This is a genomic window from Pantoea sp. CFCC18179, from assembly GCF_059412405.1.
The window spans coordinates 1-25,261 of the sequence record NZ_JBNBPM010000011.1; the positions used below are offsets into that span (position 1 = coordinate 1).

The 25,261-nt window shown below is 54.1% G+C and carries 19 protein-coding genes and 1 riboswitch; of the genes, 6 read left to right on the forward strand and 13 right to left on the reverse strand.

Annotated elements, in window-relative coordinates; all coding sequences use genetic code 11:
- Window positions 1–352 precede the first annotated feature (352 nt).
- Both murI and btuB read right to left on the reverse strand, forming a co-directional pair.
- Window positions 353–1,204, reverse strand: a complete 852-nt coding sequence (gene murI / locus ACPUC7_RS18390; RefSeq protein WP_494923983.1) for a glutamate racemase — start codon at window positions 1,202–1,204, stop codon at window positions 353–355.
- Complete coding sequence (btuB, locus tag ACPUC7_RS18395) at window positions 1,149–3,029, reverse strand: TonB-dependent vitamin B12 receptor BtuB (protein ID WP_494923984.1); 1,881 nt, start codon at window positions 3,027–3,029, stop codon at window positions 1,149–1,151. The genes murI and btuB overlap by 56 nt, the downstream gene beginning before the upstream one ends.
- A gap of 69 nt (window positions 3,030–3,098) precedes the next feature.
- A riboswitch (cobalamin riboswitch) is annotated at window positions 3,099–3,280 on the reverse strand.
- A gap of 104 nt (window positions 3,281–3,384) precedes the next feature.
- Between btuB and trmA the strand changes: the two genes are divergently transcribed.
- Complete coding sequence (trmA, locus tag ACPUC7_RS18400; RefSeq protein WP_494923985.1) at window positions 3,385–4,488, forward strand: tRNA (uridine(54)-C5)-methyltransferase TrmA; 1,104 nt, start codon at window positions 3,385–3,387, stop codon at window positions 4,486–4,488.
- 36 nt (window positions 4,489–4,524) lie between these two features.
- Here the strand turns inward: trmA and ACPUC7_RS18405 are convergent, their stop codons facing one another.
- Both ACPUC7_RS18405 and fabR read right to left on the reverse strand, forming a co-directional pair.
- Window positions 4,525–4,881 carry a YijD family membrane protein gene (locus ACPUC7_RS18405; RefSeq protein WP_494923986.1) on the reverse strand — a complete coding sequence of 119 codons (357 nt, stop codon included), beginning with the start codon at window positions 4,879–4,881 and terminating at the stop codon, window positions 4,525–4,527.
- 18 nt (window positions 4,882–4,899) lie between these two features.
- Entirely contained in the window at window positions 4,900–5,544 is a 645-nt protein-coding gene (gene fabR / locus ACPUC7_RS18410; protein WP_013510972.1) for an HTH-type transcriptional repressor FabR, read from the reverse strand.
- 194 nt (window positions 5,545–5,738) lie between these two features.
- Between fabR and sthA the strand changes: the two genes are divergently transcribed.
- Entirely contained in the window at window positions 5,739–7,139 is a 1,401-nt protein-coding gene (gene sthA / locus ACPUC7_RS18415; protein WP_494923987.1) for a Si-specific NAD(P)(+) transhydrogenase, read from the forward strand.
- Here sthA and oxyR read toward each other — a convergent pair.
- The 5 genes from oxyR to argC all read right to left on the reverse strand — a co-directional run bounded on the left by oxyR (window position 7,122) and on the right by argC (window position 12,875).
- The gene (gene oxyR, locus ACPUC7_RS18420; RefSeq protein ID WP_343554853.1) at window positions 7,122–8,039 is read right to left on the reverse strand and encodes a DNA-binding transcriptional regulator OxyR; all 918 of its coding nucleotides are present in this window, start codon (window positions 8,037–8,039) and stop codon (window positions 7,122–7,124) included. The two genes, sthA and oxyR, sit on opposite strands and share 18 nt — an antisense overlap.
- 361 nt (window positions 8,040–8,400) lie before the next feature.
- Window positions 8,401–9,774: an argininosuccinate lyase gene (gene argH / locus ACPUC7_RS18425; protein WP_494923988.1), complete on the reverse strand. Its 1,374-nt coding sequence runs from the start codon at window positions 9,772–9,774 to the stop codon at window positions 8,401–8,403.
- Window positions 9,775–9,849: 75 nt separating this feature from the next.
- Window positions 9,850–11,067: an argininosuccinate synthase gene (locus ACPUC7_RS18430; RefSeq protein WP_343554855.1), complete on the reverse strand. Its 1,218-nt coding sequence runs from the start codon at window positions 11,065–11,067 to the stop codon at window positions 9,850–9,852.
- 14 nt (window positions 11,068–11,081) lie between these two features.
- On the reverse strand, window positions 11,082–11,855 hold the full coding sequence (gene argB, locus ACPUC7_RS18435; RefSeq protein WP_494923989.1) for an acetylglutamate kinase: 774 nt from the start codon (window positions 11,853–11,855) through the stop codon (window positions 11,082–11,084).
- Between the two features lie 15 nt (window positions 11,856–11,870).
- Window positions 11,871–12,875 (reverse strand): N-acetyl-gamma-glutamyl-phosphate reductase, encoded by a 1,005-nt coding sequence (argC, locus tag ACPUC7_RS18440; protein ID WP_494923990.1) that lies wholly within the window; start codon window positions 12,873–12,875, stop codon window positions 11,871–11,873.
- Window positions 12,876–13,044: 169 nt separating this feature from the next.
- Here argC and argE point away from each other — a divergent pair, with 169 nt between their 5' ends.
- The gene (gene argE / locus ACPUC7_RS18445) at window positions 13,045–14,193 is read left to right on the forward strand and encodes an acetylornithine deacetylase (protein WP_494923991.1); all 1,149 of its coding nucleotides are present in this window, start codon (window positions 13,045–13,047) and stop codon (window positions 14,191–14,193) included.
- Window positions 14,194–14,437: 244 nt separating this feature from the next.
- Window positions 14,438–17,089 (forward strand): phosphoenolpyruvate carboxylase, encoded by a 2,652-nt coding sequence (gene ppc, locus ACPUC7_RS18450; RefSeq protein WP_494923992.1) that lies wholly within the window; start codon window positions 14,438–14,440, stop codon window positions 17,087–17,089.
- Window positions 17,090–17,184: 95 nt separating this feature from the next.
- Here ppc and metF read toward each other — a convergent pair whose 3' ends face one another.
- The 3 genes from metF to metB form a co-directional block, all read right to left on the reverse strand.
- A complete protein-coding gene (gene metF / locus ACPUC7_RS18455) occupies window positions 17,185–18,081 on the reverse strand; it encodes a methylenetetrahydrofolate reductase (protein WP_343554784.1) in 897 nt (298 codons plus the stop codon).
- Window positions 18,082–18,303: 222 nt separating this feature from the next.
- Window positions 18,304–20,736: a bifunctional aspartate kinase/homoserine dehydrogenase II gene (locus ACPUC7_RS18460; RefSeq protein WP_494923993.1), complete on the reverse strand. Its 2,433-nt coding sequence runs from the start codon at window positions 20,734–20,736 to the stop codon at window positions 18,304–18,306.
- A gap of 2 nt (window positions 20,737–20,738) precedes the next feature.
- Entirely contained in the window at window positions 20,739–21,899 is a 1,161-nt protein-coding gene (gene metB / locus ACPUC7_RS18465; RefSeq protein ID WP_494923994.1) for a cystathionine gamma-synthase, read from the reverse strand.
- Between the two features lie 275 nt (window positions 21,900–22,174).
- Here metB and metJ point away from each other — a divergent pair, with 275 nt between their 5' ends.
- Window positions 22,175–22,492 carry a met regulon transcriptional regulator MetJ gene (gene metJ, locus ACPUC7_RS18470; RefSeq protein ID WP_034823729.1) on the forward strand — a complete coding sequence of 106 codons (318 nt, stop codon included), beginning with the start codon at window positions 22,175–22,177 and terminating at the stop codon, window positions 22,490–22,492.
- Window positions 22,493–22,568: 76 nt separating this feature from the next.
- On the opposite strand, the gene rpmE is transcribed toward metJ, so the two are convergent.
- Window positions 22,569–22,784, reverse strand: a complete 216-nt coding sequence (rpmE, locus tag ACPUC7_RS18475) for a 50S ribosomal protein L31 (protein WP_343554710.1) — start codon at window positions 22,782–22,784, stop codon at window positions 22,569–22,571.
- Between the two features lie 223 nt (window positions 22,785–23,007).
- Here rpmE and priA point away from each other — a divergent pair, with 223 nt between their 5' ends.
- Window positions 23,008–25,206, forward strand: coding sequence for a primosomal protein N' (gene priA / locus ACPUC7_RS18480; RefSeq protein WP_494923995.1), 2,199 nt, complete (start codon window positions 23,008–23,010; stop codon window positions 25,204–25,206).
- Window positions 25,207–25,261: the final 55 nt, after the last annotated feature.

Here is a 25,261-nt window from a genome sequence, read left to right on the forward strand (position 1 = left end):
AAACGTCATAATGAATTTCATTATGTGTTCACTCGTGAGACTTGATATTTTTTACGTCCGGAGACGTTGATATCAATCCTGCGAGTGCCCACACAGATTGTCTGATAAATTGTTAAAGAGCATGCCGCGATTTCTCTAGCGGCGCGGGATGCGTATATTACGCTTTCCGCATTCTCAGTCAAGCATTTATTTTTGCTTTTCTGAAGGTTGCCGTTAAAGCCACCTCCTGAACACATCGCTTCGTAAGCCGTTGTTCCGTGTCAGTGGAGGCGCAGTATAGGGATTTCTTGGAAGCTGACAAGCGCTAAATTCAAATTAATTTCTGAGTGCTGATTTTTTCAGCGAAACGCCTTTAAACTGCCAATTTTTCCAGCAATGGGAAGCCGTAACGCTGCAAAACCGGAGACAATTTCATCACTTCATCATCCATACGCGTACAGAACGCTAAATTCTGTCCTGATGAAACCGCATGCGGTGCTTCATGCTCTAATAACCAAACGGTACGACGCGCAATCGCCGCGCCTGAATCCACCAGGCGCGTACCTTCCGGCAGCACGACTTGCAGCTCATCACGTAATAATGGGAAATGCGTGCATCCCAACACTACGGTATCCGGCGGCTCTTTCATGCGTAGCCACTGCTGCACCGCGCGGCGCACATCCGCCAGCTCAACATCTTCGCCATGCAGCTTGGCTTCAGCCAGCTCCACCAGCTCAGCAGAACCGAGCATTTCGATTTTGCATTCCCGCGCGAATTGCGCCACCAGCTCATGCGTATAAGGACGCTTCACCGTACCGCGCGTCGCCAGCAATCCCACCACACCATTACGCGTCAGCCGTGCGGCGGGCTTAATCGCCGGCACCACACCGACAACTGGGAATTCGAAGCGCGCGCGCAACGCAGGTAAAGAAACGGTACTGGCCGAATTACAGGCAATGATCACTAAGGCGAGCGGAAAACGCTGAGTAATGGCTGTCACCACCGCCACCACGCGCTCGACAATAAAGTCTTCGGATTTTTCGCCATACGGGAAGCCTTCATTATCGAAGGCGTAGAGATAATGAAGATCCGGCAGTAAATGCCGGACTTCATCATAAACAGAAAGCCCACCGACGCCGGAGTCAAACACCAGCACGGTGGGTTGTAGATCAGAAGCTGTAGCTGGCGCTGAGGTAATACTCCGTTCCTGGAGTTGGATAGCCATACACTGTCTCGTAATCTTTATCGAACAGGTTGGCAATTCTACCACGAACGGTGAGCTGTGATGTGACCGGATACGAAACTGCCAGATCCCACAAACTCACGCCGCCTAATTTCACGCGTTCAGCGGTATAAGAGTGGTTGTAATCGGTATCGAAACGATCGCCGAGATAGTGATAAGTGACAGACCAGTCGAAGTCATACACCGTCCAGTCGAGTTGATACTTCACCTGCTGCTTCGCACGGCGCACCAATTGCTGATTGGTCTCAGCATCACGCGCATCGACATAATCGTAAGAAATCTGATGGCTAAGCGGGCCGGTATCGAACGATGCCGTAGCCTCAACACCTTTAATACGTACTTTGTCGATGTTGTAGTAGATGTAAGTACTTGGATCGCTATCAATCAGATTTTCGATGTCATTGCGATAACCCGACACGCGCCAATTGACCGGCCCGGTTAAACCCTCAAAGCCACCTTCCCACTGCTTGCTCTCTTCCGGTTTCAAATCGCTGTTGCCGTAAGAGCCATACAGCTGACCAAGACGCGGCGCTTTATAGGCGGTGGCATAGTTCGCAAAGACGCTGTAGCCGTCAACAAACTCCCAGGATGCGCCACTCTGCCAGGTGCTGTGCCAGCCAAACTGACTGTTGTCATCTCCACGCAGCGCACCTTCAAGTGTTACATCGCCAAACTTTTGCTGCGCAGTGGCGTAAATGCCGGTATCGCGCAGTTCAGTGCTATTGGTGACATACGCGGTGCCCGGCTCGGTAGTCTGTTTCTGCCAGTCTACGCCACCGCTGACGGTGCCTTGCCCAACCTGGAAGGTATTGCCCCATTGCAGGTTATATTGCTTACTGTCATCCAATGTGGTCGCCGGACCATAACGGCCAGTGCGCGGATCATAGTTGTAATCTTTGCTGCGGCTGTAGCTGGCAATCAGCTGAGTGGAATAGATGTCATGGTTGTAGCGCAGGCCGGTATCCCAAGTCTGGCTATATAGCTGACGAGTATCAGCTAATCCGGTGATATTGAAGCTGCTGTCATAACTGTAAGTGCCGTCATAGGCCGTACGGTTATCAAAACCGTAACCGCGGAAGAAGCCACTTAGCTCGTCGCTAAATTGATGTTCCAGCGATCCATACAGCGACTTGCTCATGAAGCCGTCACGATCTTTCTGCGCCGGGTCGCCATACACATCTGGCAAGTTGGCCACCACATCGTAGCCTCGGGTATAGGTGTAATTACCCGCCATGGTCAGCCTGGTAGCATCACCCAACTGTTGCTGCGTTGAGCCTTCATAACTCTGATAACCGTTCGAACCCACACCAGCGGTCAACGTTGTACCCGGTTTATCGCGGCCAGTAATAATGTTGATGACTCCACCAATCGCATCCGAACCATACACCGCTGAACGCGCACCACGCACATATTCGATGCGTTGCACCAGCGAAAGCGGAATCTGGCTGAGATCGGATGAACCGGAAACGCCGGCCTGATTGAGACGAATACCGTCAATCAGCACCAGCACATGACTGGAATTGGTGCCACGAATAAACAGCGAACTGCTCTGACCCATACCACCATTCTGCGCGATATCCACGCCCGGTAAACGGCGCATCACATCGGTCAGCGTTTTTGACTGCCAGCGATCAATATCTTCGCGTGTCACCACGGAAGTTGGCGCCAACACCGATGAAACCGGCTGCGCGAAACGGTTGGCGGTTACGATTTGCGTATCATCATTCTGCTGGGCATAACCCAATTGCGCCCAGAGCGACAACGCCGTTGCACTAAAGGCAAACAGCGAAGCATGTTTTGTTTTCATTGTTTTAGCATCCAAAAGATGAAGCAGGATGCCGCAGGCCTGCGACCGATAGCACGCGATGGTCCCAGAAATTGCGACGTCACACCGGCAGGTCTTCGGGCTGAGAATCATAAATGGTGAAAAAACTTCCCATCCGGCAGGACAGTGTTTGTAGATGCAATCACCACGACATTCATTTACCGCTGCGCGTCAGCTCCAGATTCACACTGGATTCCCTTTTAACTCAAGGAGGCCGGCCGACGCAGTCTACGGTCAAGAAGGCCAGACTTCCAGCCTTCTTGTATGCGCGGGGCTGGACAACAGCAGGTGAATGCCTACAATCGCCCGGCAAGCTAGCTTATTACCAGGATTAACCATGACACCCGAACAGCTCCCGATTGAACAATACGACGCGCAACTGGCGGAAAAAGTCAGCCGCTTGCAAGCGATGATGGTGCCTTTTGCCGCGCCCGACGTGGAGGTGTTCCGTTCGCCGGTCAGCCACTATCGTATGCGTGCCGAATTCCGCATCTGGCATGAAGGCGACGATCTTTATCACATCATCTTTGATCAACAGACCAAGCAGCGTATCCGCGTGGATCAATTCCCGGCTGCCAGCGAGTTGATCAACCAATTGATGCCAAAATTGATCGATGCGATCCGCGATAACCGCGCGCTGCGTTTTAAGCTGTTCCAAATCGATTACCTGTCGACGATGAGCAATCAGATCGTTATCTCACTGCTCTATCACCGCAAGCTGGAAGATGAGTGGACCGCTGCGGCTAGCACTTTGCGTGACGATTTGCGCGCACAAGGTTTCGATGTGCAGCTGATTGGCCGCGCCACCAAAACCAAAATCTGCCTTGATCGTGATTACGTTGATGAACGTTTGCCGGTAGCGGGCAAAGAGATGATCTATCGTCAGGTAGAAAACAGTTTCACCCAACCCAATGCGGCGATGAACATTCAAATGCTGGAGTGGGCGCTGGATGTCACGCAGGATTCGCGTGGCGATCTGCTGGAACTCTATTGCGGTAACGGCAACTTCTCGCTGGCACTGGCGCGTAACTTCCGCCGCGTATTGGCAACGGAAATTGCTAAGCCATCAGTGGCGTCGGCGCAATACAACATTGCGGCCAATGAAATTGATAACGTGCAGATTATCCGCATGGCGGCGGAAGAGTTTACTCAGGCGATGAACGGCGTGCGCAGTTTCAACCGTTTAGAAGGTATCGACCTGAAGAGCTATCAATGCGAAACCATTTTCGTCGATCCACCACGTAGCGGGCTGGATGACGAAACGGTGAAGATGGTGCAAGCCTATCCGCGCATCCTTTATATCTCCTGCAACCCGCAAACGCTGTGCGACAATCTGGCAGTATTGGGTGAAACGCATAACATTACGCGGCTGGCACTGTTTGATCAGTTCCCGTACACCCATCATATGGAATGCGGCGTGTTGCTCACGCGCAAAGCCTAAAACAAAACGGGAACCCTGCGGTTCCCGTTGTTGTTTTTAGCTCTTGTTCTTCGCACGGCGGAAACGCATGCCAATCCAGAACACCAGCGCCACCATGAGAATGGTTGGGATGAAGTTGGAACCGATATCCGGATATTCAGCACGCACCAGCGCGCTATACACCAGAATCCCCAGCAAGAAGAACGCCGCAGCCAGCGATGGCATGCCATCCGGCATATTGCGGTTGAGATAACGCTGATGCAAACACCAGGCCGCGAGGCCGAGCGCAATCAGCGGAAAGATCGAAAAGGGAACAAACGTACTAAACAAGACCGAAAAAGAGCCATTGATGGCTAAGCCGGTGATAAAAGCCAGTAATAGCGTTCCTTTATCGCGCGGATTTTGCTCAATCATTTCATTATCCTTATCACATTACTCTTCGGGTTTTTCCAGGGTAACCGCCAGACGCTCTTGCTCCCGGCGATACCAGTAATAAGCACCTTTGGCGATCATCCGCAGTTGCAGCACCAGGCGATCTTCCAGCTTACGTCGCTGTTCGATATCGACATCCAATGCTTCGGCACCGGCACTGAACACAATGGTCACCATGGCTTCAGCCTGCGCTTCGGTAAAACTGCGCGGCATGCGGTTTTCCAGCTCAAGGTAATCGGCTAGCTCAGCAATAAAGTGCTGAATTTCCCGCGCGACGGCGGCACGAAACGCCGCCGATGTTCCTGAACGCTCGCGTAGTAAGAGCCGAAAAGCGTTGGGATTGTTCCCGATGAACTCCATAAAAGTTGCTACAGAGGTTTTGATGATGCTGCCGCCTTTGGCAATCCGCTGGCGCGCCTGGCGCATGAGCTGGCGCAACATCAAGCCACTTTCGTCAACCATGGTTAAACCCAGTTCATCGACATCGCGAAAATGACGGTAAAACGAGGTCGGCGCAATGCCTGCTTCACGTGCAACTTCACGCAAACTCAGGCTGGCAAAACTCCTTTCTGCACTTAACTGACTAAAGGCTGCTTCAATCAGTGAACGTCGTGTACGTTCTTTTTGCTGCGCTCTAACGCCCATTTTCCCGGCCTTTTAGGTGATTTGGCAGGCACTATAACAAAATTTTCAGCGTACAGCGGCGCAAAGTTTGTGAGCGTCTATGTACCTCACGCTTTGTCAAACTTCAGCAATTTACGCTGTTAGAATTCAGATGTGCGCGGCGAGATGTTAGAATCTCGTTGTAAAAATGTGATAAAAAAATAGGACGTACTGGTATGCAAAAGTCTTACGATTACGATGCCATTGTGATTGGCTCCGGTCCGGGCGGCGAAGGTGCGGCGATGGGGCTGGTGAAGCAGGGAGCGCGTATTGCAGTGATCGAACGCTACCACAACATCGGCGGCGGTTGTACTCACTGGGGAACTATCCCCTCCAAAGCCCTTCGTCATGCTGTCAGCCGTATTATCGAGTTCAATCAAAACCCACTTTATAGCGATCACACTCGCCTGCTGCGCTCCTCATTCGCTGATATTCTCAATCACACCGAGAACGTCATCAGCCAACAAACCGCGATGCGTCAGGGTTTTTACGAGCGTAATCGCTGCCAGATTTATCAGGGTGATGCGCGTTTTGTCGATGCCAACACCATCGAAGTGGAACAGCCCGACGGCACGCGTGAACGCTTAACCGCCGAGAAATTCGTGATTGCCTGTGGCTCACGCCCGTATCACCCCACCGATGTTGATTTTACCCATCCACGCGTTTACGACTCCGACTCCATCCTCAATCTGCACCACGAACCTGGCCACGTCATCATTTACGGCGCAGGCGTGATTGGCTGTGAATATGCGTCGATTTTCCGCGGCCTTAACGTCAAGGTTGATCTGATCAATACCCGCGATCGCCTGCTGGCGTTCCTCGATCAGGAAATGTCGGATTCGCTTTCGTATCACTTTTGGAACAGTGGCGTGGTGATTCGTCATAACGAAGAGTTCGAGAAGATTGAAGGCGTTGATGACGGCGTGATTATTCACCTGAAGTCAGGCAAGAAAGTGAAAGCGGATTGCCTGCTGTACGCCAATGGCCGTACCGGTAACACCGATTCGCTGTCGCTGGAAAACGTTGGATTAGAAGCCGACGGCCGTGGCCTGCTGAAAGTAAATAGCATGTACCAAACCGCGCAACCGCACATTTATGCGGTCGGCGACGTGATTGGTTATCCAAGCCTGGCATCGGCCGCTTACGATCAGGGCCGCATTGCCGCGCAAGCGATCATCAAAGGCGAAGCCACCGCGCATCTGATCGAGGATATTCCAACCGGGATTTACACCATTCCAGAGATCAGCTCCGTCGGCAAAACCGAGCAACAGCTCACCGCGATGAAAGTGCCGTATGAAGTGGGCCGTGCGCAGTTTAAACATCTGGCACGTGCGCAGATTGTTGGCATGCACGTCGGCAGCCTGAAGATTCTGTTCCACCGCGAAACCAAAGAGATTTTAGGGATTCACTGCTTTGGCGAGCGTGCGGCGGAGATCATTCACATCGGACAGGCCATCATGGAACAGAAGAATGGCGGCAACACGATTGAGTACTTCGTGAATACCACCTTTAACTATCCCACCATGGCCGAAGCCTATCGCGTGGCGGCGTTAAATGGCTTAAACCGCCTGTTTTAACGTGGTGTCCAGATAACCCTTCATATGGGTTTTGATTGCTTCTGCCAACTGCTCATAGCGGTTGCGCAGAGGCGATCCTGGGCGATACACCAACGCGATGGTGCGCTGCGGCACCGGCTTGTAGCACGGCAGATAACAGACGCCATCACGAATACGTTCATTCGGTACCGAAAGCGCAGGCAATAACGTAATGCCACTGCCGGCAGCCACCATGTTGCGCAGCGTTTCTAAGCTGGTCGCACGGAAATGGGTGTCTTCATCTGCGCCAGCTTCAAAACAGAAGCCCATAGCCTGATCGCGCAAGCAATGCCCATCTTCCAGCATAAGCAGTTTTTCACCGGCCAGATCCGACATCGGCACACGATCGCGATCGCGCCACGGATGATCGGCGTACACCGCCAGCGTCATCGGCTCATCAAACAGCGGCACTTCGATAAACGCTTCGCTCTCTTTCACTAACGCGACAATCGCGCAATCCAGCTTGCCGCTGTCGAGTTGCGCCAACAGTTGATGCGTCTGCGCTTCGTGCAGGTACATTTCGAGTTTGGGGAAGGTTTGATGCAGCATCGGGATGATGTGTGGCAACAAATACGGCCCGGTGGTTGGAATCAAACCAATGTGCAGCGGCCCAGACATCGCTTCGCCCTGCTGGCTGGCCATCTCTTTCAGCACTTTAACTTCACGCAGCACGGTTCGCGCCTGATCCACCAGCAGCAATCCCGCTTGGGTAAACAGCACCTTACGGCTGGTACGCTCCAGCAGCATCACACCGAGTTCATCTTCCAGCTTACGAATCTGTCCACTTAAGGTGGGTTGGCTGACATGGCAAGCGTCAGCAGCACGCCGGAAATGGCGATGCTCCGCAAGCGAAACCAGATACTCAAGATCACGAATATTCATTGAAATCCTCCAGACCACGATAGACCGTGGCGATAGATAGAATAGCAATGAACGATTAGCCCTATCAAGGCGTGAACGGGAATAATGCGCGCATCGACATGATATGGAGCAGCACCTGCAAACTGCTCACACCAAATCACTGTGCCGGCCGGGAGTGGCCTGCCCTTGATGATGTGCCTATAACAAGATGTAATTCCGAAGCTAGAGGTTGGCGGGCTACCGTAGAGGTGCCCGCTTTTTTTTTGCGAATTTTCAGGTCACCATAAATGACGACCCTACGAAAATACGCAATATCATTGTAGGGTCGCCATTTATGGTGACCGAAAAACGCTTAACGGCCTGAATGACAACCCAGCGGGAATTAACCCAAACGCTTTTGCGCTTCGCCGATGGCAAAGGCGACTTGCTGCGGTGATACGCCGCCTTTCGCGTTACGCTTATCCAGGCAAGATTGCAGCGACAGAATTGGATACACATCATCCTCGATCACCGCGCTGAACTGCTGCAACTGCGCCAGGCTCAACGCTTCCAGCGCCACACCTTGTTTGATCGCTTCCACCACGGTTTCACCGACAATGTGGTGCGCTTCGCGGAATGGAACGCCTTTCGCCACCAGATAATCAGCCAGTTCGGTTGAGTTGGCATAACCTTGCTCGGCCGCTTCCTGGCAACGTGGACGCTTCACCTGAATGCCGTCCAGCACCAGCACCGACATATGCAGGCAATCAAGCCAGGTATCGAGCGCATCGAACAGCCCTTCTTTGTCTTCCTGCATGTCTTTGTTGTACGCCAGCGGCAAGCCTTTCAGCGTCATCATCATGCCGGTCAGTGCGCCTTGCACACGGCCACATTTGCCACGAATCAGCTCCAGCGCATCTGGGTTTTTCTTCTGCGGCATCAGTGAAGAACCGGAAGTCACTTTGTCAGACAGCTCAAGGAAACCGGCTTCGCCCGTGTTGAAGAAGATCAAATCTTCGGCAAAGCGCGACAGATGTACCATACCAATCGAGGCATCAGACAACAGCTCCAGCACGTGATCGCGGTCGGAAACAGTATCGAGGCTGTTACGTGTCGCAGAGGCGAAACCTAACCAGCCCGCCAATTGCTGACGATCAATCTCATATGCGGTACCGGCCAACGCGCCGCAGCCCAATGGGCTAACATCCATACGCTTCAGCGCATCCTGCAAACGGCTTTCATCACGCGCCAGCATTTCCACATACGCCAGGCACCAATGTGCGAAGGTAACCGGCTGTGCGCGTTGCAAGTGGGTATAACCCGGCATCACCGCATCCTGATTGGCAGCAGCGGTGGTCACCAGCGCCGATTGCAGCTCGCGTGTCGCTTCCAGCAGCACAGCAACCTGCTCTTTGCACCACAGCTTCAAATCCGTCGCCACCTGATCGTTACGGCTACGGCCAGTGTGCAGTTTCTTGCCCAACGCGCCGACTTTATCGATCAGCTTGCCTTCCACCCAGCTATGAATGTCTTCCGCATCGCTTTGCAGAATCTGCTCTGGATTGGCGCGCACTTCCACCAGCAGTTCATTCAGCGCGTTTTCCAGCTGTTGCTGCTCATCATTGGTCAGCACGTTGACCGTCACCAGTGCTTTTGACCAGGCAATCGAGCCAGTGATGTCCTGCTCGGCCAGGCGATAGTCAAAACGCAGTGAATCGTTGAACTGCTTGAACCGTTGGTCTGCTGCCTGGGAAAAACGTCCGCCCCAAAGTGCCATCTGAATTACTCCTGAATCTGTTAAACAAAAGGCGGCCCGAAGCCGCCCTTGCAAAATATGTTGCTTACCGCGGTATTACTTCTTCTGCTCGTTCAACGCACGAATACGTGAAGAGAGTGAGAACAAGCGGATAAAGCCGCCCGCATGACGGTGATCGTACACTTCGTCTTCGCCGAAGGTGGCGAACTCTTCAGAGTACAGGCTGTTGGCTGACGTTTTCTGCGTGGCAGTGGCGTGGCCTTTATACAGCTGTAATACCACTTCGCCGTTCACTTCTTCTGCCAGTGATTCGGCAGCGGCCTGGATGGATTTACGCAGCGGCGCGAACCAGCGGCCATCGTAAACCACGTAAGACATTTCATGGCCCAACTGCTCACGCCATTTGAAGCTATCGCGATCCAACACCAACTGCTCAACCGCACGCAGCGCGTTCACCATGATGGTGCCGCCCGGGGTTTCGTAGCAGCCACGTGATTTAATGCCAACCAGACGGTTTTCCACGATGTCGATACGACCCACGCCGTGTTTCGCACCCAGCACGTTGAGTTTTTCCAGGCACTGGAACGGGCTCAGTTTCTCGCCATTAACAGCCACAACGCGACCTTTCTCAACGGTCACGGTGACATTCTCTGGCTGATCTGGCGCTTCCAGCGGATCAACGGTCCACACCCAGCAATCTTTGTTCGGTGCATTCGCTGGACTTTCCAGCACGCCGCCTTCGGTAGAGATGTGCCAGGCGTTCTCATCGCGGCTGTAAATTTTTTCCAGCGACGCGGTGGTTGGGATGTTGCGCTCTTTCAGGTAATCCAGCAGCGCTTCACGTGAACGCAGATTCCACTCACGCCATGGCGCAACCACTTTCAGCTGTGGTGCCAGCGCGGTGTAGGTGGTTTCGAAACGCACCTGATCGTTACCTTTACCGGTTGCACCGTGGCACAGCGCATCTGCGCCAACTTTCAGTGCCAGCTCAACCTGCGCTTTGGCGATGATTGGACGCGCCATTGAGGTGCCCAGCAGGTAAGTACCTTCGTACAGCGCGCCAGTTTGCAGCACTGGATAGATGTAATCGCTGATGAACTCTTCACGCAGATCAACCACGTGGCATTCAGATGCACCTGATTGCAGCGCTTTTTTCTCAACGCCTTCCAAATCAGCCGGATCCTGACCAATGTTGGCGACAAACGCCACCACTTCACAACCGCCGTAGTTCTCTTTCAACCAGGGAATGATGGCTGAAGTATCCAGACCGCCGGAGTAGGCCAGAACGATTTTTTTGATGTTTTGCGTGCTCATGTCTTAATCCTTGATTATGCGAGAATCCGGGTGCCAATCGACACGCCGTTGAAAAGGGTTGGCAGTTGTTCAGCATGACGCCAGCTGGCGATATCCACCGGGCGACCCAGCGTACGCGCGGCATCGAGTGCGGCGTTCACTTTCACGATCATGCCATCGGTGATGATACCCTGCGCGATCAGCTGTTCCGCTTTCTCTGCGGTCATCTCTGCAATGCGCTGGCCTTTGCCGTCGAGAATGCCGCTAACGTCCGATAACAACACCAAATCAGCACCAATCGTCGCTGCCAGCGCCGTCGCCGCCTGGTCAGCGTTGACGTTCATCAGTTCGCCGCCATCGGTGATACCAATCGAGCTGATCACCGGCATATAACCTGCCGCCAGCAAGGTATTCACCAGCGCCGGGTTGCCAGGCGTCGCGTTGCCAACGTGACCTAACTCTTCATCGAACTGCGCTACATTCACTAAACCGGCATCGCCCAGGCACAGCCCAACCGCACCAATGCCATATTTCTTCGCCCACGCCAGCAGCGTTTTGTTGGCGGTACCGGCTAACGCACCGGTAATAATGTCAATCTGATCGGCTGGCGTCACGCGCAAACCGTTCTTCTTTTTCACCGGCAGTGCGAGTTTCTTCATCAACTCGTCTACCAGGCAACCGCCGCCGTGCACAATGATCAGCGGACGCTGATATTCATTGCGGTACGCCAGCAGCGCATCAAACAGACGGGCCAGCGCTTCTTCGCTATCCAGCAGCACGCCACCCAGTTTAATGATCAAAGGATTCATTGCGTTATCCGTCGGTTAAATCAAAGACAACGTTTCGGGGAAGCCGAAACGAATGTTCAAACACTGAACGGCCTGCGAGGAAGCGCCTTTCAGCAGGTTATCTTCGGCCGCCACCACAATCAGGTGCTCGCCTTGCATTGCAAAACCGATATCGCAGAATGGCAAGCCGACCACCGCTTTCAACGCTGGCACACCTTTGTCATATACGCGCACCAGCGGTTTGTCGTGATAGGCGTTATGGAAAGCGTCAGCCACATCTTGTTGCGTCACGCCCGCTTTCAGGCGGCAAGTGGTGGTCGACAAAATTCCGCGCGGGAAGCTGCCTAAATGCGGGGTGAAGATCACCGGCGTGCCGAGATGCGCCACGATTTCGGGATGATGACGATGATTGAACAAGCCGTAAGGCTGCAAGCTCACTTCACAGAAGCTGGTGGTCACGCTGGCTTTACGTCCGGCACCGCTCACACCACTGGTGGCATTGATCACCGGCCATTGTGCATCGTTAAGCAAATTAGCCGCGATCAGCGGTTTCAACGACAACTGCGCTGCGGTTGGGTAGCAACCCGGTACCGCCACCAATTGCGCGTCTTTAATTTTGTCGTGTTGCCATTCGGCCAGACCGTAAACGGCTTTATCCAGCCATGCCTGATGCTGATGGCTGAAGCCGTAATATTGGGTATAGAAAGCGTCGTCGTTTACGCGGAAAGCGCCAGAGAGATCAAACACCACACAGCCGGCTTTGAGGAATTCAGGTGCCAGATCGTGGCTGACTTCATGGGCAGTTGCGAGGAACACCACATCGACTTTATCAGCCCATTCAGCGGCATCACTTAGCGGCTGCAACGGCAAATCGACAATGCCTTTCAGCTGCGGATGCAAATCCGACAATAACTTTCCAGCATCCGGGCTTTGCGCTGAAACCGCCAAAGCGGTTATGTTCATATGCGGATGGCGATTCAGGTAGGTGGCAAGCTCTACGCCAGCGTAACCACTGGCACCAACGATCAGCGTATTCAACATCAGGCTGTATACCTTATTACAGTCACACGTATCGGGTCGCGGCCTTGCCCCGTTGCCCAGGATGCCGTTTGCAGAAGATTTGATGCTTCACATGCAAACGACGTTATTGTATTTTTATTCACTATTAATGCATGAATATTGATACATCCTAACCCAAGGACCGTCAACAGTGAAGACAAAATTACCACCTTTTATCGAACTCTACCGCCAGTTGATTGCCACACCATCAATCAGCGCAACCGATAGCGCGCTGGACCAGAGTAATGAAACTTTAATCAATTTATTGGCCGGCTGGTTCCGTGATATTGGCTTCAGCGTTGAAGTGCAACCGGTACCCGGCACGCGCCACAAATTCAACATGCTGGCGCGCAGCGGATCGGGTGCTGGCGGTCTGTTATTGGCTGGTCACACCGATACCGTTCCCTTTGATGATGGCCGCTGGACGCGCGATCCCTTCACGCTGACCGAGCACGACAACAAGCTGTACGGCTTGGGCACCGCCGATATGAAAGGCTTCTTTGCTTTTATTCTGGATGCGCTGCGTGACGTTGACGTGACCAAACTCAGCAAGCCACTCTACATCCTCGCCACTGCCGATGAAGAAACCACCATGGCGGGCGCGAAGTATTTCTCTGAATCGACGCAGTTACGCCCGGATTGCGCCATCATCGGTGAACCGACTTCGCTCAAACCAGTGCGCGCACACAAAGGCCATTTGTCGAATTTCATCCGTATTCAGGGACAATCGGGCCACTCCAGCGATCCCGCGCGCGGTGTAAACGCAATTGAGCTGATGCATGAATCCATCACGCAGCTGATGCAACTGCGTAACACCTTGAAGGAGCGTTATAACCACGATGGCTTTGCCATTCCGTATCCAACCATGAACTTTGGTCATATTCATGGTGGCGATGCGGCCAACCGTATTTGTGCCTGCTGCGAATTGCACATGGATATTCGTCCGCTGCCGGGCTTAACGCTGAGTGATTTGGATGGTTTGCTGAATGAAGCTTTAGCGCCGGTGAGCGAGCGCTGGCCAGGACGTTTGACCGTTGGCGAGTTGCATCCGCCGATTCCAGGCTATGAATGTCCGGCTAATCACGAATTAGTGCAAGTGGTTGAGAAGCTGCTGGGCGTGCCGACCGAAGTGGTGAACTATTGCACTGAAGCGCCATTTATTCAGCAATTGTGCCCAACGCTGGTTTTAGGCCCGGGATCTATCAATCAAGCCCACCAGCCAGACGAATTTATTGATACCGCATTTATCAAGCCGACACATGCACTTATCACGCAAGTGGTGCAGCATTTTTGTCATTGATGAACAACAGATGGGGCATTTCACTGTTAAATCAGCAAATTGCCCTGTCATTGTTCGGGATTTGATAATAAGAATAACTTATCTCACTTCACTGCAAACAAATTCTTTGAATTTCCGTCATTTAGCAGCACATTTACGATGATTTAAGGCAATTGACGTGCAGGAAGATACGTGGCTAGATAAAAGACGATGTTATGCCCGTTGGGCATAGAGATTATTAAGACGATAAGGGTGTCAGGGTCCAATGAACGAACAATATTCCGCAATGCGAAGTAATGTCAGTATGCTCGGCAAACTGCTCGGGGATACGATTAAGGATGCACTAGGAGAGAACATCCTCGACCAGGTGGAGACCATCCGTAAACTCTCTAAGTCATCCCGTGCGGGAAATGACACTCATCGTCAGGAACTGCTGACCACGCTGCAAAATCTCTCCAATGAAGAGTTATTGCCGGTGGCGCGCGCTTTTAGCCAGTTCCTTAACCTGACCAACGTGGCAGAGCAGTATCAGACCATTTCACGCAGCGGCGATGGCCCGAATCATCCGGAACTGCTGAAAACCACGTTTGAACGCCTGAAGCAGCAAGGCGATATTAGCGAAGCGGCGATTCGCAATGCGATAGAAGAACTGTCGCTGGAGCTGGTGCTGACGGCACATCCAACGGAAATCACTCGTCGCACGCTGATCCATATGCTGGGCGAAGTGAATAGCTGCCTGCAACAACTCGATCACAGCGATATTTCGGATTACGAACGCACCCAGGTGATGCGTCGTCTGCGTCAGTTGGTGGCACAAGCGTGGCACACCGACGAAATCCGTAAATATCGCCCAACGCCAATTGATGAAGCCAAGTGGGGCTTTGCGGTGGTGGAAAACAGTTTGTGGCAAGGCGTACCTGCTTTCCTACGCGAGCTGAACGAACAAGTTGAAGAGACGTTCGGCATCAAACTGCCGGTTGATTTCGTGCCAATCAAATTCACCTCGTGGATGGGCGGCGACCGCGACGGCAACCCGAACGTCACTGCTCCGATTACTCGCCACGCGATGCAGTTGAGCCGCTGGAAAGCCGCCGATCTGTTCCTGCGCGATGTCGGCGTGCTGGTGTCTGAGTTGTCGATGTCCGAATGTAGCGATGAAGTACGCGAATTGTGCGGCGATCCGGAAGCATTGGAACCGTATCGCATGATTCTCAAGCGCATTCGCGATCAGCTGATGATGACGCAAGCTTATCTGGGACGCCGTTTGAAAGGCGAGCGCCCACCGCGCCCTGCCGATCTGCTGGTTTCCAACGAACAACTGTGGCAACCGCTGTTTGCGATTTATCAATCACTGCAACAGTGCGGCATGGGCATCATCGCTAATGGCCAGCTGCTGGACACGCTGCGCCGCGTGAAGTGTTTTGGCGTGCCGCTGGTGCGCATCGACATTCGCCAGGAAAGTACCCGTCACACCGAAGCGATTGCTGAAGTGACGCGTTATCTCGGTTTGGGTGATTACGAAAGCTGGTCAGAAGCGGATAAGCAAGCCTTCCTGATCCGTGAATTGAACTCCAAACGTCCATTGCTGCCACAGCAGTGGGAACCGAGCGACAACATCCGCGAAGTGCTGGATACCTGCAAAGTAGCCGCCGAAGCGCCGCAGGGGTCGATTGCTTCGTACGTGATTTCGATGGCGAAAACGCCGTCCGACGTGCTGGCCGTGCATCTGTTACTGAAAGAAGCCGGTATTCCTTACGCCATGCCAGTCGCGCCGCTGTTTGAAACCCTGGATGACCTGAACAACGCCAACGACGTGATGACGCAGTTGCTGAGCATTGATTGGTATCGCGGCTTCATCAATGGCAAGCAGATGGTGATGATTGGCTATTCCGACTCAGCAAAAGACGCCGGTGTGATGGCGGCAAGCTGGGCGCAATATCAGGCACAGGATGCGTTGATCAAAACCTGCGAAAGCGCGGGCATCACGCTGACGCTGTTCCATGGACGCGGCGGTTCGATTGGTCGTGGCGGCGCACCAGCACATGCGGCGCTGCTGTCACAACCGCCGGGCAGTCTGAAAGGCGGTCTGCGCGTGACTGAACAAGGCGAGATGATTCGCTTCAAATACGGTTTGCCAGAAGTCACCATCGCCAGTCTGTCGCTGTATACCGGCGCGATTCTGGAAGCTAACCTGATGCCGCCGCCAGAACCAAAACCGCAATGGCAAGAAATCATGAATGGCTTGTCAGCACACTCTTGCGCGATGTATCGCGGTTATGTGCGTGAAAATCCTGATTTCGTGCCGTACTTCCGCTCGGCCACGCCAGAGCAGGAATTGGGCAAATTGCCGCTCGGATCACGTCCGGCAAAACGTCGCCCAACCGGCGGTGTTGAGTCGCTGCGTGCAATTCCGTGGATCTTCGCCTGGACGCAGAACCGCCTGATGCTGCCAGCCTGGTTAGGTGCGGGTGCTGCGCTGCAAAAAGCCATGGATGAAGGCCATCGCGATGAATTAGAAACCATGTGCCGCGAATGGCCGTTCTTCGCCACGCGCCTTGGCATGCTGGAGATGGTGTTCTCGAAAGCCGACCTGTGGCTGGCGGAATACTACGATCAGCGTCTGGTGGATAAATCGCTGTGGCCGCTGGGTAAACAGCTGCGCGATCAGCTGGATGCCGATATCAAAGCGGTGTTAACCATCGCCAATGATGCGCATTTGATGGCGGACCAACCGTGGATTGCCGAATCCATCGCGCTGCGTAACGTGTATACCGATCCGCTCAACGTGTTGCAGGCTGAACTGCTGCATCGTTCACGTGCACAAGAAGCACGCGGTGAAACGGTAGATCCGCGCGTTGAGCAAGCGCTGATGGTGACGATTGCAGGCGTTGCGGCAGGTATGCGTAACACCGGTTAATCGGATGTCATGATGTGAAAAAGGAGCCGATTGGCTCCTTTTTTGTCGGAATTTGTAGGGTCGCCATTTATGGTGACCACCCATTGAGATGAAGATTAACCAATCACCGCCGGGCGCACACCCAGCGTATGACAAATGGCGTAGCTCAGCTCGGCGCGGTTCAGTGTATAGAAATGGAAATCTTTCACCCCTTCGCGTGACAGGATTTTCACCATATCCATCGCCACGCTGGCGCCGACCATTTTGCGCGTTTCCGGATCGTTATCCAGACCTTCAAACATCGCGCTCATCCAGCCCGGCACACGCACGTTGGTCATGGTGGCAAAACGTTGCAACTGCTTGAAGTTTGAGACTGGCAGAATGCCCGGCACAATTTCAACGTCGATACCAGCTGACACGCAGCGATCGCGGAAGCGCAGATAGCTTTCAACGTCGAAGAAGAATTGGGTGATAGCGCGGTTAGCACCGGCATCCACTTTGCGCTTCAGGTTAATCAGATCGGCCTGGGCACTTTTGGCTTCAGGATGCACTTCAGGGTACGCCGCCACCGAGATATCGAAATCGCCGACGCCTTTCAGCAATTCAACCAGATCGGAACCGTACATTTCTGGCTTGCCGCTGCCTGGCGGTAAATCGCCGCGCAGCGCCACGATATGACGAATGCCGCTGTCCCAATAATCTTTGGCGATGGTACGTAACTCATCTGGCGTGGCATCGATACAGGTCAAATGCGGAGCCGCTTCCAAACCGGTGCGATCTTTAATGCCTTTGATGATGCTATGCGTGCGATCGCGTTCACCCGAGTTAGCGCCGTAAGTGACGGAGACGAATTTCGGTTTCAGGCTGCTCAATCGATCAATCGAGCTCCACAGGGTTTCTTCCATTTCGCTGGTACGTGGCGGGAAAAACTCAAAAGAGACATTAATTTGCCCGTTCAGCTCAGCCAGGCTCTGGTTCAACGCTTCGCGCTGATTGGCGTGAAAGAAACTCATCCTAATTACCTCGTCATCACATATCGATTATTTTGCGGCTCGTGAACATCCATACGTTTAGACGTCCAGATGCACAAAATGAACGATTCTCCGCGTAGCGTCAACTTAAAATTAATGAACAGCCGTGACAAATATTCAAACCAGGTGAAAGCGTTTCATTATAAATGGAAGGAGACGAAGGAATTAGGGAGTTGGGGCGACCATCTGGCCGCCCGCTAAAGATTACAGCAATTGTGCGAGGCGATTAATGTCAGATTGCAGCGCGCCCGCGGTAACATCACGTCCCGCGCCCGGTCCGCGAATCACCAACGGATTATCGCGATACCAGCGGCTTTCGATGGCGAACACGTTATCGCACGGCAGCAACGACGCCAGCGGATGTTCAGGGCGCACCGCTTCCACACCCACGCGCGCTTTGCCGTTGGCGTCGAAACGCGCCACGTAACGCAGCACCAAGCCCATCTCCTGCGCGGCTTCCAAACGTTGCAGCATCTGCTCATTCAGCTCGTCAGCATTCTCGAAGAAGTGATCGATGGATTCCCCTTCGCACACTGACGGCACCAGCGATTCCACCCGCACCTGATCCGGCTCGATGTCGTAACCGGCTTCACGCGCCAAAATCACCAGCTTGCGCATCACATCCTGACCGGACAAATCCACACGCGGATCGGGTTCGGTTAAGCCTTGTTGCCAGGCTTGATCGACCAATTCGCTGAACGGCACGGTGCCATCAAATTGCAGGAACAGCCAGGAAAGCGTGCCAGAGAAGATGCCACTGATCGCCAGAATGCTGTCACCGCTTTCACGCAGATCGCGCACCGTATGATTGACCGGCAAACCCGCGCCAACGGTGGCGTTGTACAGCCAGTGACGACCGGTTTTGGCAAATGCATCGCGCACCTGACGCCAGTTTTGACCGCTCGCCGCGCCCGCGACTTTATTGGCGCTGATCACGTGGAAACCGTGACTGGCGAAATCGTGATATTGCTGCGCCAACTGCTCGCTGGCAGTAACATCCAGCACCACTAAATCGTCGAACGGATGCGCTCGCATCCACAAGAACAGCGACTCTTCATCGCGCTCCACTGCTTCGTCGTCGAAGAAGGCTAACGCGCGGCTGGCTTCAAGGCCTTCGTAGCTCAGCAAGCTACGGCTGCTGTCCGCTACGCCCGCCAGCACAAACTCAAAACCGGTACGCGCCGACAGCGATTCCTGTTCGCGCGCAAACAGCTCCAGCCAGCGCGAACCGATATTACCTTTGCCGAACAGCATCAAACCGATGCGTTTTTCCGCGCGGAACAGCGACTGATGCAGTCCCTGAATCAAATGTTGCGTTGGGCCAACGCGCAGCACCGCCACGATGCTGATGTGTTCTTCAGATTGCCAAACGAACTCGACCGGCTGATCTTTGATTTGCTGCCAGAAGCGATGGCTGTGCAGCGGGTTGCGCGTCACGCCTGCACCCACCAATGCCACCAGCGCTAAACCATCGCGCAGTTGTAAATGCCCCGGCAAAGCGGCGTCCTGCAACAAGTTAAACGCGCTATTCACCACTTCGGAGGTGTAGCAGAGTTGCAGCAGGCGGCGATCCGGGTGCACACCAATCGCCAATGGACGCAGCTGCGCGCGCTTCAGCAGTAGATCGATCTCTTTCTGCTGGGTTTTGAAATCGTGATTCTCCGGGATTTTGATCTCCACCAAACACACATCATCGTGGCTGGTGACGATACGAGCGCCGGTGCCGGAAGCCAGCACGCGCTCAATGCGCGTTGAACCTTGCTCCGGTTGATAACTGCAACGCAGTTGTAAATCGATGTCGCTGTTGGAAACCGGCTGCAACGTGCGCGTGTGCAGCACCGGCGCGGCCAGACGCGCCAATTCGCTGGCTTCATCCAGACGCAGCAGCGGCAGCAAACAGGCATCGGAAACTTTGCGCGGATCGGCGCTGTACACGCCCGCCACGTCGCTCCAAATGGTGACGCGACCCACGCCTGCCAGCGCACCGATTTGCGTCGCCGAGTAGTCCGAACCATTACGCCCCAGCAGCACGGTTTCACCGGCTTCGCTGCGACTGATAAATCCGGTCACCACCAAACGCTTATGCGGATGTTGTGCCAGCAGCGCCTGCAACAGTGGCCAGGATTTACCTTCATCCACCTGCGGTTGCGCTGCGCGCTCAGCACGCAAGAAGTCACGCGCATCCAGCCACGCAGCTTCGATTTCGCGCTGGCTCAATACCGCCGCCATCAAACGCGCCGACCAGATCTCACCGTGCCCCACCACTTCTGCGTAAACCGCGTCGGTGATGGTGCCGTCGAGCAGCGCCGCCAGACGTTCCAGATCACGTATAAAGGAAGCTGTCAGCGTTTCGGCATATTCAGCAGGCAACAGCGAAGCGATCAACTCGCTGTGAAAACGGCGTAAAGCTTGTTGCACCTGATGGGCAGATAAGCGATCGCTTTGGCTTAACTTGAGCCAGCTAATCAACTGGTTAGTGGTGCTGCCTGCGGCAGAGACCACCATTAAGTCGCCTGGCTGACTGTAATCCGCCATGATGCTGGCCACGCGCTGATAGCAACGTGCGTCGGCCAGGCTACTGCCACCAAATTTATGCAACTGCTTAATCGGCGTTCCCGCGCCCACTGAACTCGTCATGCTTACTCCTCGGCTGCGATCCGGAATGCATTATCCAGATCGGCGATTAAATCTTCGTGATCTTCAATCCCAACAGAAATACGCAGCAGTGTTTCCGAAATTCCCGCTGCCGCGCGAGCTTCCGCAGACATGCCGGCATGCGTCATGGTTGCGGTATGCGAAATCAAACTCTCAACGCCGCCGAGTGATTCGGCCAGCGTGAACAGTTGCAATGCTTTCAGGAAGCGGCGCAGACGCGCTTCATCGGCATCGATCTCGAAACTCAGCATTGCGCCAAAGCCGCGCTGTTGGCGTTTCGCAAACTCATGACCGGCGTTTTCCGGCAGAGAAGGATGATACAGTTTTTTCACCAGCGGTTGTTGCTTCAGGTAATCAACAATCGCCAATGCATTGCGTTGTGCGGCGGCAATACGCGGTGACAGCGTGCGTAAACCGCGCAGCAGCAGGTAGCTATCAAACGCTGCGCCGGTTACACCAATATTATTCGCCCACCATGCCATCTCAGTCGCCATCGCCGCATCTTTCGAAATCACCGCGCCTGCCACCACATCGGAGTGACCATTGAGGTATTTGGTGCAGGAGTGCACCACCAGATCAGCGCCCAGCGCCAGCGGGTTTTGCAATGCCGGGCTGAGGAAGGTGTTGTCCACCACGCTAATCGCCCCGGCCGCACGTGCGGCGGCACAAATGCTGGCGATATCCACCACACGCAGTAAAGGATTGCTTGGGCTTTCTACCAGCACCAGTTTCGGTTTCTCGGCTAATGCGGCATCCAGCGCCGCTTTATCACCTTGATCCACAAACTTAACGCGATACGCGCCGCGCTTGCTCAGGCTGTCGAACAGGCGATAGCTGCCGCCGTAACAATCGTGCGGCGCGACCAGCAAATCGCCCGGCTTCAGGAACACGGTGGTCACCAGGTGAATCGCCGACATCCCGGTATTGGTTAATACCGCGCCAGCACCGCCTTCCAGCTCAGCCAGCGCGCGTTGCACTACATCACGCGTCGGATTGCCGCGACGCGAATAGTCATGCGCACGCGGTTCATTGAAGTCGAGGAAGTTATAGGTACTGGAGAGATGAATCGGCGGGACAACGCAGCCATATTGCTCGTCATCATTCAAACCGCTGCGTACTGCGATGGTTGCCTGTTTGCGCGTCATGGTGCTTACTGTTCCTGAAGAATAAATAAGAGGCAACAGAATAGCATTCAGTTCATAGACGTCAATACATCTGGACATCTAAATGTCTTTGCGTATAGATTGAGCAAACTGTCAATAACCGCTAAAATTGTCCGTCATCGCCTGGTGTTCAGCGCGCTTTTCAATAAGAAGCGATGCGCAAGCATAAAACCTACAGTTTCAGGGGTCAGGCATCGAAAAATCGGGCATAATCAACGGATTTCCCCATATTCAACTTTTATTGATTAAGGTAACCCATGGCTGAATGGAACGGCGAATATATCAGCCCTTACGCTGAACATGGCAAGAAGAGCGAGCAGGTTAAGAAAATCACAGTTTCTATCCCGCTGAAAGTGCTGAAGATTTTAACGGATGAGCGCACCCGCCGTCAGGTCAATAATCTGCGTCACGCCACCAACAGCGAACTGCTGTGTGAAGCCTTTTTGCATGCTTTCACCGGGCAGCCTCTGCCGAACGATGTCGATCTGCGTAAAGAACGTAGCGATGAGATTCCGGAAGAAGCGAAACAGATAATGCGTGAAATGGGCATCGATCCCGATACCTGGGAATACTGAAGCCAGAAACAAAAAAACCCAGCCGAAGCTGGGTTTTTTTTGCTACCGAATCATAGTGATCCAGCCGCTAAAAATCTTATTTCTTGCTTGCTGGCACGCTGAAACGCTTGTTGAAGCGATCTACACGGCCACCGGTATCAGCAACACGTTGCTTACCAGTGTAGAACGGGTGGCATTTGCCGCACACGTCCAGGTTCAGACCAGAAGTCATGGTTGAACGGGTGTTGATCACGTTACCGCAAGAGCAAGTCATGGTTACTGCTTCGTACTTAGGGTGAATACCTTGTTTCATGGGAGAACCTCATAAAAGGCCGTGTCGCTCTCCGTGCCAGGCTCAGCCTGCACAGCACCACACGCGGTTGAACATTAAGTGTATGCTCCGACGAGCGATCTCATCGAAGGCGGCATAGTATACAGAAATTAACCAGATCCCGCAAATAGCTCGCGTGTATACCCGCTCATCGCAGCAGCGTGTACACTACTTCTCCTTAATTCAGAACCGGATAGAGATTCACATGCCCGTTGTTCAGGTTGCCCTGCCCGTTCCGCTGCCTCGCCTGTTTGACTATCTGTTGCCCGCTGATGGGCCGCAGCCGGTGGCGGGTGCGCGCGTGAATGTGCCGTTCGGCAATCGTAAAATGATTGGCATTGTGGTTGGCACGCGCGAAACCAGCGATCTGCCGCTCACCCAGCTCAAGCAAATTGACAGTGTGCTCGACGAGCAAAGTCTGTTCTCACCTGCGCTGTGGCGCATTCTGCATTGGGCGGCCAACTATTATCATTCACCGTTGGGTGAAGTGCTGAGTCATGCGCTGCCGGTGCTGTTGCGTCAAGGTAAACCGGCGCAGGAAGCCCCGCTTTGGCAATGGGTGATTAATGAAGCGGGCCGCGAAGTGGCGATGGAAAGCCTAAAGCGTGCGCCAAAACAACAGCAAGCGCTGGCGATGCTACGTCAGCGGCCGTTGTATCGTCATCAAGTCAGCGAGCACGATTTTACTGACGCCGCGCTGCAAGCATTGCGTGCCAAAGGCTTGTGCGATTTGCGTGAACATGCGCCGCAGATGCACGACTGGCGCAGCACTTTTGCGGTGAAAGGTGATCGCCTGCGCTTGAATACCGATCAGGCGATGGCAGTTGGCGCGATGCGCAGCGAAGACGATCATTATGCTGCGTGGCTGCTGGCAGGCATTACCGGTTCAGGTAAAACCGAAGTCTATCTTAGCGTGCTAGAGAATGTGCTGGCGCGCGGCAAACAAGCGTTGGTGTTGGTGCCGGAAATCGGCCTAACGCCACAAACCATCGCCCGCTTTCGCGAACGTTTCGATGCACCGATCGATGTGCTGCATTCAGCCTTAAATGACAGCGAACGCCTCGCCGTTTGGCTGCGCGCGCGCAGTGGCGAAACCGCGATTGTCATCGGCACGCGTTCGGCGTTATTCACGCCATTAGCGCGTCCGGGCGTGATCATTATTGATGAAGAGCACGACAGCTCCTATAAACAGCAGGAAGGCTGGCGCTATCAGGCGCGCGATCTGGCGGTGTTTCGCGCCCACGAAGAGGACATTCCGATTGTGATGGGTTCTGCAACGCCTGCGCTGGAAACCCTGCACAACGTGCGCGTCGGCAAATATCGTCAACTCAATCTCACCAAACGCGCCGGTAATGCCAAACCGGCGTTGCAGCAGCTGATCGATCTCAAAGGCCAACAGCTGAAAGGCGGATTAGCACCCGCACTACTCGGCAAAATGCGCCAGCATTTGCAGGCCGATAATCAGGTATTGCTGTTCCTCAATCGGCGCGGCTTCTCTCCGGCGTTGATGTGCCACGATTGCGGCTGGCTGGCGGAGTGTCAGCGCTGCGACAGCTATTACACGCTGCACCAGAATCATCGCCAGTTGCGCTGCCACCATTGCGATAGCCAGCGCCCACTACCTAATCAATGTCCGAGCTGCGGCTCGACACATTTGATGCCGGTTGGCGTCGGCACCGAGCAGTTGGAGCAGCAGCTCGGCACGCTATTCCCCGGCGTGCCGATTTCACGCATCGATCGTGATACCACCAGCCGCAAAGGCGCGCTGGAAGCACATCTGGCTGATGTGCATCGCGGCGGCGCGCGCATTTTGGTCGGCACGCAGATGCTGGCGAAAGGCCACCATTTCCCGGATGTCACGCTGGTCTCGCTATTAGATGTCGATGGCGCGTTGTTCTCGGCTGATTTCCGCGCTGCCGAGCGTTTTGCGCAGTTGTATACGCAAGTCGCGGGCCGCGCCGGTCGCGCAGGCAAACAAGGTGAGGTGTTGCTGCAAACCCATCATCCCGAACATCCGCTGCTGCAAACTTTGCTGCATCGCGGCTATTTCGCCTTTGCCGATCAGACCTTATTAGAGCGCCAATCGGTGCAGTTGCCGCCGTGGACCAGCCACGCGCTGTTCCGCGCCGAGGATATGGATAATCAGCAAGCCGCCGAGTTCCTGACTCAACTGCGTAATTTGCTGGAAGCGAGCCCATTAAAAGATGAAGCGATGTGGTTGATGGGGCCGGTTCCGGCGTTGGCACCAAAACGCAGCGGGCGCTGGCGTTGGCAACTGTTATTGCAGCATCCGTCGCGCAAACGTCTGCAACAGTTGCTGAGCGGATCGCTGCCGCTGATTTCCACCTTGCCCGCCGCGCGCAAAGTGAAATGGACGCTGGATATCGATCCCACCGAGAGCTAAGCCGCGCCACATCTGCGAGGCAGATCGAAAAAAGTCGCACAAGTCACAATTTTTA